Genomic DNA, 18,502 nt, shown 5'->3' on the forward strand with positions numbered 1-18,502 from the left:
TAATGAATATCGAGACCTATATTCTGGCGATCGATCAAAGCACTTCCGGAACCAAAACACTGCTGGTTAATCAGCAAGGCGAAGTGATTACCCGTTATTCTTTGGAGCACAAACAATATTACCCACAGCCGGGCTGGGTTGAACACGACCCGCTTGAGATATATCATAATGTACTTATTGCTGCGAAAGGCGTACTGGAGAAAGCAGGGCTTTCTCCTTCCTCGCTGGCCGCAGTAACCATTACGAATCAGCGAGAAACGGCTCTGATCTGGGACCGTTCTACTGGCTTGCCTATCTATAATGCCATTGTATGGCAATGCCAGCGAACGGCAGAGGTCTGCACACGGTTGAAGAATACTGGCTATGAAGATATTATACGCTCCAAGACAGGTCTAATGCTCGATCCTTATTTCTCTGCCGCCAAGTTCAATTGGATTTTGGAACATGTACCTCATGCCCCCCAATTGCTTGCTGAAGGTAAACTACTTGCAGGGACTATTGACAGCTGGCTGCTATGGAAGCTTACGGGCGGTCAAATACATGCAACCGATTACAGTAACGCCAGCCGGACTTCCCTTTTTAACATTCATACTCTGGCTTGGGATATGGAGTTGTGCAGTATATTCGGTGTTCCTTCCTCCCTGCTCCCTGAGGTAAAAGCATCCGATGCCTTGTATGGCTATACACAGGAAGTGGAATTATGGGACGAACAAGTAGCGATATCAGGGATAATCGGAGATTCACAGGGTGCACTGTACGGGCATCGTTGCTTCGATACTGGTGATGCCAAAGCGACATATGGGACTGGAACATCTGTACTTATGAATATTGGTTCGCAACCCGTACAGGGCGGTGAAGGCTTGGTTACAACGATTGCCTGGGGGGCTTCAGGAAAGGTATCTTATGCATTGGAAGCTGTTATACGTACGACCGGAGACAGTATAAAATGGACACGGGATAATTTAGGATTATTCTCTTCATTTGAGGAAATGCAATCCATGATCACCGAATTGCAGGACAATGAGGGCGTATATCTGGTCCCTGCTTTTGTCGGTTTAGGTGCTCCCTACTGGAATCCCTCTGCACGTGCTGCAATTGTAGGTATGACCCGTGGAAACGGCAAAGCACATATTGTACGCGCAGCGCTAGAGAGCATCGGGTATCAAGTGAGAGATGCGGTTCAATTTATACGTGAACAATCCGGTGTCCCCCTTACTAGTTTACGTACGGATGGCGGGGGCTCATCTAACAGCTGGCTCATGCAGTTTCAGGCAGATATTCTGGGTAGCCACGTTACCCGCTCTACCTGTGCCGAGCTATCTGCAATGGGTTCTGTGTATCTGGGCGGTCTCGGTGTCGGATACTGGTCAGATCCTAAAGGCATCATCACGGGAAACACCTCTGATCAGAATCTGTATGAGCACTACACTCCTAGTATGGATGAAGTCAGCCGCCAGCGGCTTTATGCAGGTTGGCAGAATGCAGTGCAGATGGTAATACGTTCAGAACAACCGCTTACACCATCTTCTTCCGCTAATTGTTGATGAATCTTCCTCATTTACTTTTGAGCTCTTACTACAAGCTTCCGATTATTTTACAGGTGTTACACTTGGATAATCGGAGGTTTTTTATGTACACTGCATGTATTCCGCTTTACAGAAAGGGGGAAACCTTGAATGAATGCACGCATGGTTTCAATTCTTCAGCACTTGCTGGCTGCCGATGCTCCTGTCAAAAGTGATTATCTCGCCAAATTGATTCAAGTTACTTCACGTACCATTCGCAGCGATATCCGGGAACTAGATGAATTTCTATCCAAGCACGGGGCAGCAATTGAACCTGTTCGTTCAAGGGGATATGAACTAAAAATTACGGATCATCGTAGCTTTCGTGCGCTGCTGCAGCAGCTGTTCCTGTCCGGCGAGCCCGATGATCCAGGTTCTCCCGGCTATCGGCAATTGTATTTAATCAAGCGTCTCCTGCTCGCTGATCATTATGTGAAGCTGGAAGACCTCGCAGATGAGCTATATATAAGCAAGTCTACGGTGCAGAATGATTTCAAAGAGGTTAAACAAACCCTACAAAGCTACGGAATCACCATTGATAAACGGCCAAATTACGGAATCAAACTGAAAGGTGATGAAGTCCAGCTTCGGTTTTGCTTGTCCGAGTTTATTGTGAGCCGTTCCGAAGAACAAGGCGGAACATTTCATGCAGCGCTACGCATCGTCACCCCGCGCGAAATGACGCTGATTTGTGGGATCGTTCTGGAACAGACTCAGAAATATGAAGTAACACTCTCCGATATCGCCTTCAGCAATTTGTCCATTCATATTGCGATCGCCTGCAAGCGCATCCGTGACGGAAACCAGGTAGCTATGCTCTCGACGGAAATAGGAGATCTGCGGGGCACCGATGAATTTCGGGCTGCCGAGCATATTGTCGAGCTGATCGAAAAGGAATTGCAGTTGTCTTTTCCCGAAGATGAAATCGCCTACATTGCCATGCATCTTGCCGGAAACAAGTGGTTTGTCGGAATTGAAGGACACCAAATAGAGGACATGGGACCCGAGAAGCTGCTGGACTGGAACCTCTTTGAACTGGGCAAGGAAATGCTCGCCGAGATCGACAGGGATTTGAATCTGAACATCAGCTGTGATACAGAACTGCTCATAGGCATCTGCCTTCATCTGAAGCCAGCGCTGAACCGGGTAAAGTATGGAATGAACATCCGAAACCCCATGCTGGATCATGTCAAGAGCAACTACCCTCTGGCTTTTCAAGCGGGAGTTATTGGTGCCAAGCTGATCGAGAGCAAGCTGAATATTGCCATCCCGGAAGCAGAGATGGGCTATCTCGCCATTCATATCGGGGCAGCCATCGAACGACAGCGTATGAACACCCGGCCAAAACGCTGTCTGGTCGTCTGCACTTCAGGAGTCGGAAGCGCCCGGCTGCTCAAGTACAAACTGCAAAGCACTTTTGGCAGCTCGCTTGAAGTGGCGGGTACAACGGAATATTACAAGCTTCAGCAGTTTCCCCTCCATGACATTGATTTCGTGGTGAGCACCATTCCCATTCAGCTGCCATTATCGGTTCCAGTCGTGGTCGTGCAGACTCTTCTTGGCGGCAGCGATATGGATAAAATTGAAAGTTTGCTGGCTGGTGAAGCCGAGTTTGATTTTCACTACATCCGGAAGGAACTCGTATTTCTGAGACAAAATTTTACCACCAAGGAAGAGGTCATCTCATTTCTGGGCCAAAAAATATATGCTGAAGGGCTGATCCGCTCTGCCGAAGGTTTTATTGGACTTGTCCTGGAACGAGAACAGGCTGCACCCACGGCTTACGGAAATCTGGTAGCCATTCCTCACCCTATCATTCCGCAAAGCAATCAAACCGTATGGGCGGTCTGCACCCTTCAACAGCCTATCGAATGGGGCGACAAACCGGTGCAGTTCATCTGTCTCCTCAGCATTGAAAGAAACGGTAAAGAGCCACCCGCTAAAATGTATAACCATCTCATGGAACTGGTCGACAATTCGGATATCGTCCAGCAGATGTTAAATTGCGAAACGTACGAGGAATTCTCCAGGATTATTGTTAAATATAAGCTGTATTGAACCAAGCTCCGCAGTGCATCCAGCTGATAGTCACAGAACAGGTGCTGCTTCGGAGCTTTTTAAATTGGAAGAGTAACAGCAATGAATGAATTTCCGCTACTGGCGGAAAAGACTTGGGTTTAGATCTTGGCAGTAAACCTATACACTGAAACTGTAAGTTAAAGAGAAAAAAGCATGAGGTGAACGAGATGGAGGAGTATCAAGAAATCATTATGGGAATTATCACCAACTCAGGTGTTGCCAAGAGTAAAGCGATGGAAGCAATCGCTCTTGCTCAAAAGGGTAACACCCAGTTGGCGGCAGAGCGGCTTGAAGAAAGCAAAGCCGAGTTGGTTAAAGCTCATAAATCACAAACGAGACTGATTCAACAGGAAGCTGGCGGAACCGCCCACGAAGTCACACTGCTTATGGTACATGCTCAAGATCACCTTATGTCAGCCATCACAACTAAAGATCTGGCGGGACATATGATTGAGCTTTACAACAGATTGAATCGCTATGAAGATATCACAAATCACACTTCCAATGGAGGGAACAACGGATGAAACAAATTACACTCGTATGTGCTGCAGGAATGTCTACAAGTATGTTGGTACAGAAAATGCAAAAGGCGGCACAAGCACAAAACCTTGAGGTTGAAATTAGGGCTACTTCCGAAAGTTCATTTAAAGAATATGCTGACAAGACAGATGTACTGCTAATTGGACCACAGGTCGGCTACCTGCAGGATGATTTCAAGGCAAAATATGAACCTAAAGGCATTAAGGTAAGTGTTATCAATATAGTAGACTATGGAATGATGAACGGCGAAAAAGTGCTAGGAGACGCGCTTAAGCTGTAAAGCTCAGAGTCAGATGCTCATCACCAGACCGAACAAGAAGGTTGGTCAAATCGGGCAACGATATATGATGTTCTGCATGGTGTTTCACCAAATGAAAGCGTTCTCTAAGTCATTATATAGGCGGATGAAAGTCTATAGTAGGAGTTGAATAAATATGGCTAACCAACAAAAATTCTCTTATAAGCTTCAAAAAGTAGCGGGTACAATTCAGCAAAACCGTTACATGAGCGCAATTTCCAACGGGCTGATGTCCACCCTTCCTTTTCTGATTATCGGAGCATTTGCAACCCTCTTCTCTGCACTTGCTTGGGAGCCTTACCAGAATCTTATTGCACCCGTAAAGGCTATAATCGGGTTGGCATCGACAATGACCACTGGCATCATTGCACTGTATGCGGTATTTTTTATCGCCTACAGACTGGCGCAAGCTTTTGACAAGGACCCCCTTGTGCCAGCGGCAACCGCTCTTCTCTCTTTTCTTATCGTTACACCGATCCAAACCTTTGATAAAGTTCGTGCCTTGCCACTTCAATGGCTCGGCGCGCAGGGATTGTTCGTTGCCATGATCGTCGGTTTGATTGCTGCACGGTTGTATATTTGGATTGTTGACCGCAATTGGACGATTAAAATGCCTGACGGGGTCCCGCCTACCGTTGTCAAAACCTTCTCAGGCTTGATCCCAGCTGTCTTAGTAGCCCTAGTGTTTGTTATCGTTGCTGGTTTGTTCATGCAGACTCCATTTGGTACAGTTCACGATTTTATCTACACTTATCTCCAAATACCACTGGAAGGGTTGGGCGGATCACTCGGCGCTTTAATTATCGCGCTAATCATTATGCAGGCTTTGTGGATGTTCGGAATTCACGGTGCAATTGTTATACTCGCTATCGTTAAACCCATCTGGATGAGTCTGGATCTAGCCAACCTTGACGCTTTCCAGGCAGGCGCTCCACTTCCGAACACTATCGGTCTGGCCTTCTGGTCCATCTACTGCAACTATGCACCGATGCTTGGATTTGCTCTGCTATTGGTTTTCCTGGCCAAGAGCAAGCAGCTTCGCACGATCGGCAAGCTTGGTCTTCCGGGTACCTTTTTCTCCATTCACGAGCCGCTGATCTTCGGAATTCCAATGGTATTGAACCCGTTGCTAGCCATTCCGTTTATCGTTGCTCCCATCATTTGTGCGGTACTCGGCTATATTGCCACCAACATCGGCTTGTTACCTGCACCCATCGGAATTTACCCGCCTTTCGGCACCCCTATCTTTGCTCTGGGCTTCATTGAGGGCAGTTGGAAACTAGCCGCCGCACAATTGGTACTCATTCCGATCAGTATGCTGATCTACTACCCGTTCTTTAGAGCGCTGGATAAGCAGGCTCTAAAAAAGGAACACGAAGCGCAGGAGCAACTGGACAAGCAAGCAAGTGAAGCTACAGCAAGTCCTGTTATTCTATAATAGAAAAAAAGCAGAAGCGGCGGACGGATACATGGTCGCCGCTTCTGCCATTACAATCGTTAGGAGAGGAAGCTTTTGATTCAACTGAGTATCGCTGAGAACAAACGATATTTCATGAATGAGGGGAACCCCTTTTTTTATTTGGCGGATACGGTTTGGAGCGCATTTACCAACATTACGCTGGAGGAATGGGCCTATTATCTGGATTACCGGAAAAGTCAGGGCTTCAATGTCTTGCAAATCAATTTGCTGCGCCAATGGGATGCAAGTGACAGCGATTTGAAATATGAGCCTTTCGCATATGCCGAGGATGGCAGCTACAATTTCTATATGCCGAACGAAGAATACTTTACCAGAGCCGAGACGATGATCGAAATGGCTGTGAACAGAGGCTTTGTTCCTGCACTGGTTCTACTATGGTGTAATTATATCCCGGATACCTGGGCTGCCAAGCTTCGTGAGGAGAAAAAAATGCCACTTGAGGCAGTGGAACCTTATGTACGTTACATTGCCGATCGGTTCTCCAAATTCTACCCTATTTATATTATAAGTGGTGACACTGATTTCCCTTCCGAGCGTGCCAACCAATATTACCGACTTGCTCTCCATACCATAAAACAGCACAGCCCGCAGTGTCTGACTACCCTGCATATTCAAGGAAGATTAGCGGCACTGCCAGAGGAATTTATTGATGATCCCCATTTAGATTTTTACATGTACCAGTCAGGACATAATTCACAATTTCAACCAACGGCGTATACACTCGCACTGGATTTCTGCAATAAGCCTGTCACCCGACCACTGCTCAACTCGGAGCCCTGTTATGAACAAATGGGCTACAGTCGAAAAGTCTATGGCCGCTTCAGCCGCGCCGATGTTCGTAAGGCAGCCTGGCAAAGTCTTCTATCCGGGGCGTCTGCGGGCATAACCTATGGAGCCCACGGTATTTGGAGCTGGCATCGAAAAGGCAAAAGCTTTGGTGTAACTGGGGAGGGATTCGACAGTCCATATGATTGGCAGTCTGCACTTAAGTTTGAAGGGGCATGGGATTACGGATTGGCCAAATGGCTCTTCGGGATATATGAAATTACAGATATGCAGCCTTGGAACATAGTGCTTAAAAATACGGAAGAAATTCGTGCGGCTGTAAGCACCGATTACACCAAGGTCGCCATCTACGTTCCAATCAATACGGTGCTGAAGCTAAACGTGGATTTGAGTGAATACGACTTCACGGTCATTGACCTGGAGAATCGTCGTTTTGGCACAGTTTCAATCTCTGTGCAAGAGCAAATCACGATCATTGGGATGCATGATTTTGAAGCTGATGTCTTGCTGATTGGCATAAGAAAATAACCGTGATTACTTACCGCCTTTTTCATCATTTCAACTACTATGTACAACGTACAAACAGCCCCGCAATCGAGATTTCTCATCGGGACTGTTTGTCTTACTTCTTGTTATAAAAAGCAAGCACTCATTGTGGTCAGGAAATATATCTCAATTTAATACGTTTGGAAGCTCTGTGAAGCGAAGATTTCACTGAATTTTCACTCTTATTTAAAATTCTAGCCGTTTCTTTTATGGAGTATCCTTGGACTACACGCAATTTAAGTACCGTCCTTTGCTCGGTATTACTTGCCATCAAAAGAATTCGATCGACCTCATCCTGAATTTCAAAATCGGGGGTATCCCAGTGATAGTAGACGTACTCCTTACGCAAGAAATATTCCTCCATCTTTTTTCGCTTTCTTATTATATCTATGGCTAAATTTTTAGCAATTCTCAAAAGATAAAATCGGATACGATCTTCGGGCAAATCAGGGGAAGCTCTTATAAACCGAATAAAGCATTCATGCAACAAATCTTCGGCATCCTGTTTGTTATGCACTATTCTCAAAAGATAGCCAAGGAGTTCTGATTTATGAGATAAATATAGATCTTCCAGATCGTTAATGTCCATATTATTGCTTATCCTTTCTGTTTCGATGGGTTACGGTGTTCCCCTTGACTTAAAATACACTGGCTACTTTATAGTCTTAAATTCATATCCCTGCTTTTTTAAATATGTTATGATTTCAGGCAAGGCTTTAGCTGTTTCTTCCTTCCCGTAAGTGTCATGCATGAGTACCACTGCTTTTTCTCTAGTCCCAATGCTCTTCATAAATTCGTGTATTAATTCCTCGGCATTCTTAGATGTACCTTCCGCATCTTTAGGCAACACATTCCAGTCAATCTGATGATAATCCTTATCATGTAAAAATTTATCTAACTCTTCCATGCCTTTGGGATCCTTTCTCTGCCACGTCACATGGCCACCTGGAAATCGAATCACTCTTGTGGAAAAATCCTGTCCCAAAATTTGCTTTAAAATTTGATTTGTTTTTTCAATATCGCTCATAAAAATGCTCGAATTCACAGTCTGATTAGGATATAAATAACCATAATCATGTGAGTAGGTATGATTTCCGATAGCATGCCCTTCTTTAACTATTCTTTTGGTTAAATGTTTAGTACCTTCATTTTCTTCGACTGCTTTTCCGACCACAAAAAACGTCGCTTTTACATTTTGTTCTTTAAGAACATCTAAAATCTTAGGCGTCACGGTTACTGATGGCCCATCATCAAAAGATAAATAGACAACCTTTTTACCGTCTATCCCATCGGGCTTTTGACCTTGGATTTGCTGATTTAAGTACTTTTCAACAAATGCAGCATCCTCAACACCCGAAACATTTTTTACAGGGAATTCGCTCCCTTTGGATTCGTTATTTAATTTGTCGGTTGATACGGATTCTATTTTTTCTGCAAATTCAATCGTTTTGACTGGTTGTGGTTTACTACTGAAAATGTCAAAGAGTTTTAAAATAATTAGAACAATACAAATGATAATAATAAACAGTAGTCTTCTTCTCTTCCTCTTCATCCGATGAGCTCTGGTTCTATTTTGCACATAGCTTTTTTCCATAGTATATGTTCCTCCAAAATCTAGAAGCAGTTCACGTTTTATGTTGCGACCATGTGCCAATTCAATTATTCGTATCTCAATGCATCTATTGGCCTCAAACTTGCTGCTTTATAAGCCGGATATACTCCGAATAGGATGCCTGTGCCCGCAGAGCTAAGAAACGAGTATAGGATCGGCGAGATTGTAAATTCAATGGTCATGTGTGCCGTAGCTTCGATAATTTTGGAGGCGCTTATGCCTATAATAACCCCGAGCATTCCCCCCAGCAGACCAAAAATGACAGCTTCGGACAGGAATTGAACCATAATATCTTTCGGCTTGGCACCAATGGCTTTCCGAATACCGATTTCTTTCGTGCGCTCTATAACCGATACCATCATAATATTCATAATTCCAATTCCCCCAACCACGAGCGAGATCGCCGCTACACCTCCCAGCAAGCTGGTCATAATATTATCTACACCGGATGCTGCACCTGCTGCCTCTGACAGGCTCATAATTTGAAATTGATCTGGTTCCGAAGGTTTTAGCTGGTGTGTCACACGCAAGCTTTCCAAGATGTCTAAGCGAGCCTGATCCATCAAGGCTGGTGACTTGGCAGACACGTCCAATCCGGTAATATTCTTCTCACCCAGACGGTTCATCATGGTTGTAGCAGGGATGTAAATTTGTTCATTACTACTGTAGCTTAAGTTCGTAACTGGCTGAGTATCCAATACTCCGACTACCTTGAAAGGGATCTGCTTAATTTGAAACGTCCGTCCCAATACATTTTGGCTATCTCCACCAAAAAGACGTTGAACCGCTTGGCTTTCAAGTATGGCGACATTCATGCGTTTGTCCATCTCATCGTTGGTAAATGTTCTACCCTCGGCAAAGGAAAACTTTTTGACCTTATAAAATGAAGCGGATGTTCCTACAATAGTGGCGTTATAGTTATATCGCCCCCACGTAGCTTTTGAATTGCTCGTTATATTCGGCATTAATGCATCTATAGACTTCTTTTGTTCCAACGCCTCGACATCAGCCCAAGTAAATGATGGTGTGTGGTCATAATCTATTTCACCATCGACCATTGTCATAGCCGGCGCAACCATCAATACGTTATTTCCTAATTTATTAATTTCCGCCTTTATGCGGGCTGTAGATCCGTTTCCGATCGCCATAATGGCAATAACTGCTGCCACCCCGATAATAATACCGAGTATCGTTAAAAATGAGCGTAGCTTGTTAGTGATTAAGCTATTCATGGATACACGGATGGTTTCCATTACATTCATAGGCTTACCTTCCTTGATGAAATTCGTCTATTTGCAATAGGCTCATCTCGTTCAATATTACCATCCCGAAAGCTGATCAACCGTTTGGCATATTCAGCAATCTCCAGCTCATGCGTGACCAAGACGATGGTTTTTCCCAGCTCATTCAAGCCTTGAAATAATTCCATAATTTCGATACTCGTCTTCGTATCCAGTGCTCCCGTAGGTTCATCCGCCAGCAGAATAACAGGATTATTCACCAATGCCCGGGCAATGGAGACACGTTGCTGCTGACCACCAGAAAGCTCGTTAGGCTTGTTGTACATCCGTTCTGCAAGGCCAACGCTGCGTAGTGCCTCTACGGCTCTTTCCCGACGCTCCTTGGCAGGTACACCTGCATACATCATAGGCAGCTCTACATTTGCTAATGCTGTAGTTCGGGGAAGTAGATAGAATTTCTGAAATACAAAACCCAGCTTCTGGTTTCTAATCTCCGAAAGCTCGTTCTCTCTAGCATCCAATATGGAGTACTCATCCAGGTAGTACTCTCCGGTATCGGGATGATCCAGGCAGCCAATGACATTCATCATGGTAGACTTGCCCGAACCAGAGGGCCCCATGATAGCAACAAACTCCCCTTCGCTAATAGATAAATTAACACTGCGCAGAGCCTGAATCTTCTGACCGCCTACCTCATACATTTTTTTCAGTTCTTTAATTTCGATTACAGCTTTATGGGATTGAGTTTCACTCATTGTGCCTGCCCCCCATCAGGGCCTTGACCCTCTGGACTGCCATTCGAACCAGCACTACCACCCTGAGGTGGGATCACAATGGTCTCACCGTCCTTGACACCAGACTTGATTTCCGCCTGATCTGCTGTATAGACACCCAGTTTCACTGGTCTAAACTCATAATCCACCGGATTCGCCGCGTTCTTCGCCACATATACTCCATCCACACCGCCTTCAGATCTCAGTGCAAACAGCGGCACAGATAACGCATTTTTGTGTTCAGCTAACAGAAGGGATACATCCATATTCATCCCTGGTTGCAGCCTTATCTTTTGGCTATCCAAAGACAATTCGATTTTGTATGTAGTCACATTGGATTCGGTAACCGGCTCTGGAGAAACAAAGAGGACTTCGCCTTTAAATTGTTTGTCCGGAAATGAATTCGAGTGCATTGTCGCCTGAAGTCCAGTCTTCAATTTAGCAATATCACTTTCATTAACCTTGGCAAGAACCTTCATAGCCCCTGTGTTTGAATTATTCATTACAATAAAAGGTGCAGTAGGACTGGTACCCACATCGCCGTTGACCTTCAAAATGATCCCGTCCCACGGCGCCGTAACCTGTAATTTACTCAGGACACTTTTTTTCTGCTCTAATGCCGTTTCAGCCTGCAATAAAGAAGCCTGTGCGGATTGTATGTTGGAAGCTTCGGGCGGGGACTGTGCAGCCTTTAATTGTATTAAAGCTGTTTTATAGCCCATTTCCGCCTCTTCGATCGCCTCAGTTTGCTTGGTCTGTGCCTTCTTGTACTGCAGCTCCACATTGCTCATATCCAATTTTGCCTTATCCAGATTTTGCTTGGCTGTTGCCAGGTCACTTTCTGCTGCCGCATCATTCTGAACCAGATAAGCCTGGTCATCATAATCCTTCTGAGCCTTATCCAAAGTCACCTTGGCCGACTCCTTTTGAGCAGCGGCTTCCTCTAATTCCATCGTGTTCTTGGCTGTTTTAATCGCCATCTGTGCCTTTAAGACATTAGCTTTCTGCAACTCTATATCATTCGTTTTGGGTCCGCGCTTGGCTTCCTCCAGTTTGGCTCTTGCAATCGCCACATTCGATTCGGCATCCTTAATTTGCAGCCTGGCATCCGAATCATCTAATCGTGCTAGAACCTGACCTGCTTTGACGCTATCTCCTGCTTTGACATTGACAGCGACGAGCTTGGCACCCTCGACATTTGTAAAATTAATGTTTACTTCCTTGGAAGCCTGAACGGTTCCAGTGACTTTAAGCGACTCGGTCATGTTTGTTTTCTGTACCTGTACGATCTGGTTTGCAGGACCCTCCACAGGCTTTTCCTTACTCCTGTTCATATAAACAGTACCGCCAATCCCCGCTATAATGATCAGGACAAAAATGCCTATAATTCTTTTCAGCCTTCTTTTCTTTCTTACTACCTGCAATGCATCTTTCTTTTCTATTTCTGACAATGTTATATCCCCTTCAAAAGTATTTTTTCTAAATCCTATACGCTCCACGGCTTGTTCAAAGCATGTTGCAGCAACGTCATTTGAACAATCAGTTCATCCATATTCCGTTCGATTTGCTTCACTTTTAATTGATTTGTGGCGACTTCCGTACCTGTAGCAAAACCACGTTCCTTTTTTTTACGAGAAATGTCCAATACTTTATTGACGTTCTGTAGATTACTTTGCATTTGCTCGTATTGTTCAACATTTTGCTGTAAGTTAAAGTACATACTCTTCAAGGTTTCTGCCAGTTGATCCTTGGTATTTTCCAGTCCGCCTTCTGCTGAATCTACATCAATCTGCTTAATTTCATAATCATCAGTTCCTGAGTTCCAGGTGTAATATTTAACTTCCATCTTGGCCAGCTTGACAGCTTCCTCCTGTCTCCACACCGAAGGACTCGCCGAGATTGCACGCGTCACCAACGTATCCAAATTCGTGTTGTCTATTTTGGGGTAAACAGGGCGATCAACCAGTTCATATACCGTACCTTGAGGTTGACCCATTTGCGTATTTAATGAATCCATCGCTTTTCGCAATGCAGTCTTTGCAATGTCTACATTCTTTTGTGCTTCTATACGAGTCTGAATAATCGTGCTCTGGTCACCTGGTGAAATTTTTCCACGGTTGGCCTTCGCTTCAGCAGCCTTTTCCTCTAATAACGCGAGCGAAAGTGCATCCTCACTACTCTTCACTTTGTTATCAGCCAAAAGTACATCGTAATAGTTTTTCATTGCAGCGTAGTCTGTCTGATCTTGGGCAAGTTCAATTTGCTTCTTGGATTCCAGATAAGAAACCGTCGATGAAGCATACCCCTTCCAGGCTGAACTACTAGCCGCATCCTCTTCACCGTTGCCTGTACCTGCCGGAATAAAATCCAGATTCTTACCAGCATTTTTCAGGTTAATCCGGTTACGATCTATCGCTTGCTGGGCCTCCTTCAAGCTAAAGCTATTAGACCGCGCCCATTGCTGGGCTTGGCTCAGTGTTAGTTTCACGCTCGCTTTGGTAACCTGCTGCTGCGCCTCCTCTGCTTGAACAAAGGACTCTGATAAAGAACTGGCCGACAAGGCGAGCAGCAATAAAATGAACATATGCTTTTTCATAGATATCCCCACTTTTAAAATATGGTATCGACTTGAATAGAATTCACTAATGTGTTGTTATATGAATTAAATATCTTCTGATGAACAAATTCGCCCTGCACCTACTCGTCAAGGCTCTCAGTCCATTGAGACCTTATTTTGTATTGGATGAAAAATTCCAGAAAGGAGGAGTCTAATCCTACCCTTCTGCAACTTTTTTTCATGTGGCTTATCGCTCTTTACAGCATCTTTAAATCCAATTGACGAAGGTACAGGAAACGTACAATAAGAAAGGAAAAGAATTGAATTACCCAAAAGCAAATCATAATTTGAATAAGCGTAAGATGAAAGGGTACTACAGATGGTTCTGACATAACTAAACAAAGCACTATTCCTATGGATGAAACAACTAATGGCAGAAGAAATAGAAATGCAATTTGTCTGGATGCAGCTCGTCTCATTTCCCTTGAGCTTAATCCAATTTTGGATAAAGCCCGGTATATTTCCTCATCCCGTTTAAGATCTACATACAATCTGAAATAAAGCAGGCTTACTGTGCTTGCCAACATAATGATGGCGATAAATCCGCCAATAAATTTACTAATATTCAGATCCATCTCCGATGTCAGATAATCCACTGCTCTAGAGTTAAGCGATCCTTTATTCACCTTGTTGGCCAGCAGGGAATACAACCACACCTCTTCTTGGGTCTCAGAAGTTTCCAATGATACTTGGCCACTCTTCCATTTAGGCACAAAATAATAAACAGATTTGTATGCCAATGGAACATTGAAATACTGTTGTTTAACTAAATGTTCGTAAGTTTGATCTGAGACAACAAGCAACCTTCCTAGTTCAGAAATGATGTTTCCATCAAACTTTATGCTATGGTCTATCTTCTGAGTATCCACAATCTGGATACCCGTAATTCGGGATTTCCCTTGATTGTAAGTTAGCCTTTTTTCAAAAAAGGTTTTCTGTTCTTCTAATGACATCTCGTTTGAATCAAAAATGAAAAAGCCTTGATCATCTCGAAGCGCAGGTACCTGTATTTGTTTCTTTAATTTAGAAGCAAGAGGCTCATAGTTGGATTGTTTCATCACAGGTGCCAACTGTTCACGAAAGGGAAAGATCAGTACTTCACTTTTCGAATAATCCACCCCAGCCTTATAAAGATTTTGATCAATCTCATCTTCAAGATCTATGGAACTTACAACATCAGAAAAAAATGCAAATGAATAAGACTGCTCCCTAAGAAATCTATTTTGCTGCTGCATGGAGTCAAAAGTTGAAGCTGCTCCTAGAAAGGAAACGATAGAAATTAGGGTAACCAATGTGAACAGCCCGGCATTATTCCTCATTTTGTATGTGATTTCAGATAGCCATAACAAACGAGTTCCACTCCAACACCATTTCCTGTTGGCTCTAAGCAATTGAATGAACAAAACACTTGATTGGGCGTATAGTAAGTAAATTCCAATAAACCCCATTACAATCGTATATTTAAATGTGTCTCCAACTGAATAGTGCAACATATAAAAGGATAGAGTCCCCAAACGATACGGTGCCAGATAAATATATGGTGGAAAATCCAGCTTCATTAAATACACAGCCGCTCCTATTAGCGCTATTGCAAGAAAGGACAGGCTCCATGAAGCTTTGGGCTCTTTTTTGAGCTGAGTAACCTTGCTAAAAAGCTGCTGTAATTTAGATTGGCGTATGAAGAAAACAGATACAAGTGAGATCAAGGTAAACAAAAACATAAAGCCAACTACGGTGAAAGCCAGTGCTTTCCAAGGAAAATAAAATGTTAAATACAGCCCTGTGGCACTGGAGCCCAAAAGTAGAAAGAATTTTGCGGAAACAAATCCTCCCGTAATCCCGGTAATCAAGGATAAAAAGCCTATAATCAGATTCTCATAAGCAACCAAAAAATAAATTTGTCTGCGATGTGTCCCCAAAATGGTCAGTATACCGAATTCTTTTTTACGTGCAGCAATAAAAATATTGTTTGTGTATAATACGAAGAAAAAGGAAAATACAAAAATCAATAGATCAGCAACTTGTAATCCCTTTTTTACATTAAAGGCCATGATTGCATTGGAGACATCCGGGTGAAAAATAAACATCGCATATACGAAAAAAATTGTAATCATCAAGGAGCTGCTTAAATAATAAGGTACATAAGCACGCGCATTATGCTTGAGATTATTCCATGCTAACAGACGAAAGCTCATGTGCATGTCTACTTCCCCCCAGAAAGGAGAGCATATCTATGATTTCCTGAAAAAATAATTGCTGACTGTGACTACGGTGGATTTCATTAAATAACTCGCCATCTTTAATAAAAATTACCCGATCACAATAGCTGGCTTCCAAGGCACCGTGTGTTACCAGCACGATTGTGGAATTGTCTACGCGATGGATGAGTTCTAACATTTCCATCACAACTCGTGAAGATTTGGAATCGAGATTTCCAGTTGGTTCATCTGCCAACAGGAGTGAAGGAGAATGAATAATAGCTCTGGCTATAGCTGCTCTTTGCTTTTGCCCTCCTGACACCTCAAGAGGCCGTTTGTCTAAAATATCTGCAATATCCAGTTTCTTCGCTACCTCTTCCAGTTTGTGTCCCATTTCCTTTAATCCTTTTTTATTCAGCATCAGAGGAAATAGTATGTTCTCTCCCAGACTAAGAGTTTCCAGCAAATTATAGTCTTGAAATACAAGCCCCAATTCTTTGCGACGAAATAAAGCGAGCTTATCCTTCTTGAGCAGATGTGGATTTTCCCCATTAATGCTAACCTCGCCAGAAGTCGGCATATCAATGGAGGAAATCATATTTAGTAATGTTGTCTTCCCACTACCAGACGGACCCATAATGCCTACAAACTCACCTTGTTGAATCGTTAAATGGATATTGTTGAGAGCTCGGTAGGGAACCTTACCATAGTATATTTTGGTGACTTGATCCATTCGTACAATCTCCATCGTTCATTCCTTTCTTTTTCCTATGTCATGATCATAATTCATCCAGAGGGATGAAGCGATCGATTAACATTACAGAAACCTTAAATGTGTTGTAAGGTTCTTATTTGTGAATTGAAAACAAGATCTCAACCGTCGTTCCTTCACCAACCGTCGATTTCAGTTGAATGTCATGACTCAGCCTTTTGCAGATTTCTGACACCATGTACAGGCCCATTCCGGTAGATTCACTATACTTCCGTCCGTTTTCACCTGTGTAATAAGCCTCAAATACCCGTTCAATATCTTTTTTAGGGATACCGATTCCTTCATCCTGTACTTTCAGCACAAACACTTTATCTCTTATCTCAGATATCAACTTCAGACTGTGGGCATGACCTGAAGAGTATTTCACCGCATTGGTCACCAATTGATTAATTATAAATCTTAGCCATTTGGCATCGGTAATCACACTCAACTGCTCGTCCACTTCATTGGAAGGATAAATTTCGTTACGAATCAATAATCTTTTGTTATCATAAATCACTTCACTAACCAGCTTTCGTAATACAACAGGCTCCACATGAAAGTCAGGTTCAAAGGCCTCCAATCGTGACATATATAAGATCATTTCCAGTCCTTTTCCCATTCGATCAATCTCATCATGAATCTGATCCGACTCGGGATCTATTTTTCCTTTGAGAATTAAATGAATAACAGAGAGGGGAGTTTTCATCTGGTGAACCCACTGGTTAATAAAAGTAATGTGATCACGCTGTTGATGCTCTAACTGATGAATTCGAGACTGATACAATCGGTAAAATTGTAAAAGCAAATTCTGTAAAGAAGAGGCAAGAGGATTAAGTACCTTCATCTGAATGAGTTCATCTAGATCTCTAATATTTGCAGTGGAAAGTAATCGATATAAACTAGAATACATGACGTACCGGAACAGTAAATAGATCAGCAATATGGAGGTCCCAAAAAAGACGGAATAAAGAGCAGTAGACAAGTTATGATAACCATCCATCCAATAAATGCTTAACACAAGAAAAAGTTGGACGATATTGAATATGATCATTGAGAAATGATCACGCCAAAAAAGCTTCACTGTTCTTCCTCCTCAGTCAAGTGCAGCCGATATCCAGCTCCTCTAACCGTCTCTATGATATCCTCCAACCCCAACTCGGCCAGCTTTTTACGGACACGAGTAACATAAACATTCAGTGTATTTTCCCCGACATATTGGTAATCATCCCATAAAGCTTCTAAGAGATGAACTCTCCCTACAACCTGCTTAGGATATGTCATCAGTAGCTCCAGTAGCGCAGCTTCTTTATGGCTCATTTCTACCTGCTTGTCATGAAACACAAGCTCCATAATGTCAGGATATAGAATCAAGCCTGACACTGCTATGGAGCGTGATTTTTGGGCAACTGCATATAAACCATAGGCACGTCGCAGATTACTTTCTATTTTGGCTAACAGTACTTCGGGATGAAACGGTTTAGTAATGTAATCATCCGCCCCGTTCTGCAAAGCTATGACCTGATCCATCTTATCATCCCGCGCGGACACAAAAAGGATAGGACAAGTAGATTGGGTGCGAATTTGTCTACACCAATAAAATCCATCAAAACGAGGTAAATTCACATCAAGTATGACCAAATCAGGCTTTACTTCCTGAAAAGTACTCAATACCTGATCAAAATTTGAAACGACAACTCCTTGATAACCATACTTTTCAAGATAGGATTGGAGTAAAGAGCTAATTTGAGGGTCATCCTCTACGATTAATATTTTATGCATTGTGTTTTCTACCTTCTTAGTGCTTGAATTTTTAATAACATGATTTTCTCTATATAATGCCTTGATTTAATCGTCCAAGCAATAACAACAATCCATTTTCTTTAATTGTAATTAGGAAGATTCAATTGTGATATAGATTGAGTCTCGAATAATATGCATTGTGCCAAGCACCAGAGCAGTTAACGTTATAATCATCATAACGATAACCGTTACTGTAATAATGATCCCTTTATA

At 43.1% G+C, this 18,502-nt stretch carries 16 protein-coding genes; 6 read left to right on the forward strand and 10 right to left on the reverse strand.

What is annotated here, in order from left to right; all coding sequences use genetic code 11:
* The first annotated feature begins 2 nt into the window (after window positions 1-2).
* From glpK to ACUC6J_RS20210, 6 genes are all read left to right on the forward strand, one after another.
* Window positions 3-1,544: a glycerol kinase GlpK gene (gene glpK, locus ACUC6J_RS20185; protein ID WP_430211428.1), complete on the forward strand. Its 1,542-nt coding sequence runs from the start codon at window positions 3-5 to the stop codon at window positions 1,542-1,544.
* Between the two features lie 132 nt (window positions 1,545-1,676).
* On the forward strand, window positions 1,677-3,623 hold the full coding sequence (locus ACUC6J_RS20190) for a BglG family transcription antiterminator (protein WP_447249337.1): 1,947 nt from the start codon (window positions 1,677-1,679) through the stop codon (window positions 3,621-3,623).
* A 188-nt stretch (window positions 3,624-3,811) separates the two neighbouring features.
* Window positions 3,812-4,168: a PTS lactose/cellobiose transporter subunit IIA gene (locus ACUC6J_RS20195; RefSeq protein WP_016819955.1), complete on the forward strand. Its 357-nt coding sequence runs from the start codon at window positions 3,812-3,814 to the stop codon at window positions 4,166-4,168.
* Window positions 4,165-4,464, forward strand: a complete 300-nt coding sequence (locus tag ACUC6J_RS20200; protein ID WP_019688563.1) for a PTS sugar transporter subunit IIB — start codon at window positions 4,165-4,167, stop codon at window positions 4,462-4,464. Before ACUC6J_RS20195 ends, ACUC6J_RS20200 begins: the two co-directional genes overlap by 4 nt.
* A 154-nt stretch (window positions 4,465-4,618) precedes the next feature.
* Window positions 4,619-5,920, forward strand: a complete 1,302-nt coding sequence (locus ACUC6J_RS20205; protein WP_016819953.1) for a PTS sugar transporter subunit IIC — start codon at window positions 4,619-4,621, stop codon at window positions 5,918-5,920.
* A 75-nt stretch (window positions 5,921-5,995) separates the two neighbouring features.
* The gene (locus tag ACUC6J_RS20210) at window positions 5,996-7,276 is read left to right on the forward strand and encodes an apiosidase-like domain-containing protein (RefSeq protein WP_447249338.1); all 1,281 of its coding nucleotides are present in this window, start codon (window positions 5,996-5,998) and stop codon (window positions 7,274-7,276) included.
* A gap of 130 nt (window positions 7,277-7,406) precedes the next feature.
* Here the strand turns inward: ACUC6J_RS20210 and ACUC6J_RS20215 are convergent, their stop codons facing one another.
* The 10 genes from ACUC6J_RS20215 to ACUC6J_RS20260 form a co-directional block, all read right to left on the reverse strand.
* Window positions 7,407-7,883 (reverse strand): RNA polymerase sigma factor, encoded by a 477-nt coding sequence (locus ACUC6J_RS20215; protein ID WP_126666219.1) that lies wholly within the window; start codon window positions 7,881-7,883, stop codon window positions 7,407-7,409.
* A 63-nt stretch (window positions 7,884-7,946) separates the two neighbouring features.
* Entirely contained in the window at window positions 7,947-8,888 is a 942-nt protein-coding gene (locus ACUC6J_RS20220) for a polysaccharide deacetylase family protein (RefSeq protein WP_117289243.1), read from the reverse strand.
* A 65-nt stretch (window positions 8,889-8,953) separates the two neighbouring features.
* On the reverse strand, window positions 8,954-10,168 hold the full coding sequence (locus ACUC6J_RS20225; RefSeq protein WP_447249339.1) for an ABC transporter permease: 1,215 nt from the start codon (window positions 10,166-10,168) through the stop codon (window positions 8,954-8,956).
* Window positions 10,165-10,902, reverse strand: coding sequence for an ABC transporter ATP-binding protein (locus ACUC6J_RS20230; protein WP_016819949.1), 738 nt, complete (start codon window positions 10,900-10,902; stop codon window positions 10,165-10,167). The genes ACUC6J_RS20225 and ACUC6J_RS20230 overlap by 4 nt, the downstream gene beginning before the upstream one ends.
* Entirely contained in the window at window positions 10,899-12,371 is a 1,473-nt protein-coding gene (locus ACUC6J_RS20235; RefSeq protein WP_447249340.1) for an efflux RND transporter periplasmic adaptor subunit, read from the reverse strand. The genes ACUC6J_RS20230 and ACUC6J_RS20235 overlap by 4 nt, the downstream gene beginning before the upstream one ends.
* Before the next feature lie 35 nt (window positions 12,372-12,406).
* Window positions 12,407-13,516, reverse strand: coding sequence for a TolC family protein (locus tag ACUC6J_RS20240; RefSeq protein ID WP_025365803.1), 1,110 nt, complete (start codon window positions 13,514-13,516; stop codon window positions 12,407-12,409).
* A 218-nt stretch (window positions 13,517-13,734) separates the two neighbouring features.
* A complete protein-coding gene (locus ACUC6J_RS20245) occupies window positions 13,735-15,738 on the reverse strand; it encodes an ABC transporter permease (protein WP_447249341.1) in 2,004 nt (667 codons plus the stop codon).
* Window positions 15,704-16,483, reverse strand: coding sequence for an ABC transporter ATP-binding protein (locus tag ACUC6J_RS20250; RefSeq protein ID WP_025365805.1), 780 nt, complete (start codon window positions 16,481-16,483; stop codon window positions 15,704-15,706). The genes ACUC6J_RS20245 and ACUC6J_RS20250 overlap by 35 nt, the downstream gene beginning before the upstream one ends.
* Window positions 16,484-16,583: 100 nt before the next feature.
* The gene (locus tag ACUC6J_RS20255; protein ID WP_016819944.1) at window positions 16,584-17,570 is read right to left on the reverse strand and encodes a sensor histidine kinase; all 987 of its coding nucleotides are present in this window, start codon (window positions 17,568-17,570) and stop codon (window positions 16,584-16,586) included.
* Window positions 17,567-18,268, reverse strand: coding sequence for a response regulator transcription factor (locus ACUC6J_RS20260; RefSeq protein WP_025365807.1), 702 nt, complete (start codon window positions 18,266-18,268; stop codon window positions 17,567-17,569). Before ACUC6J_RS20260 ends, ACUC6J_RS20255 begins: the two co-directional genes overlap by 4 nt.
* Window positions 18,269-18,502 lie beyond the last annotated feature (234 nt).

This window comes from Paenibacillus sp. JJ1683 (assembly GCF_053006485.1).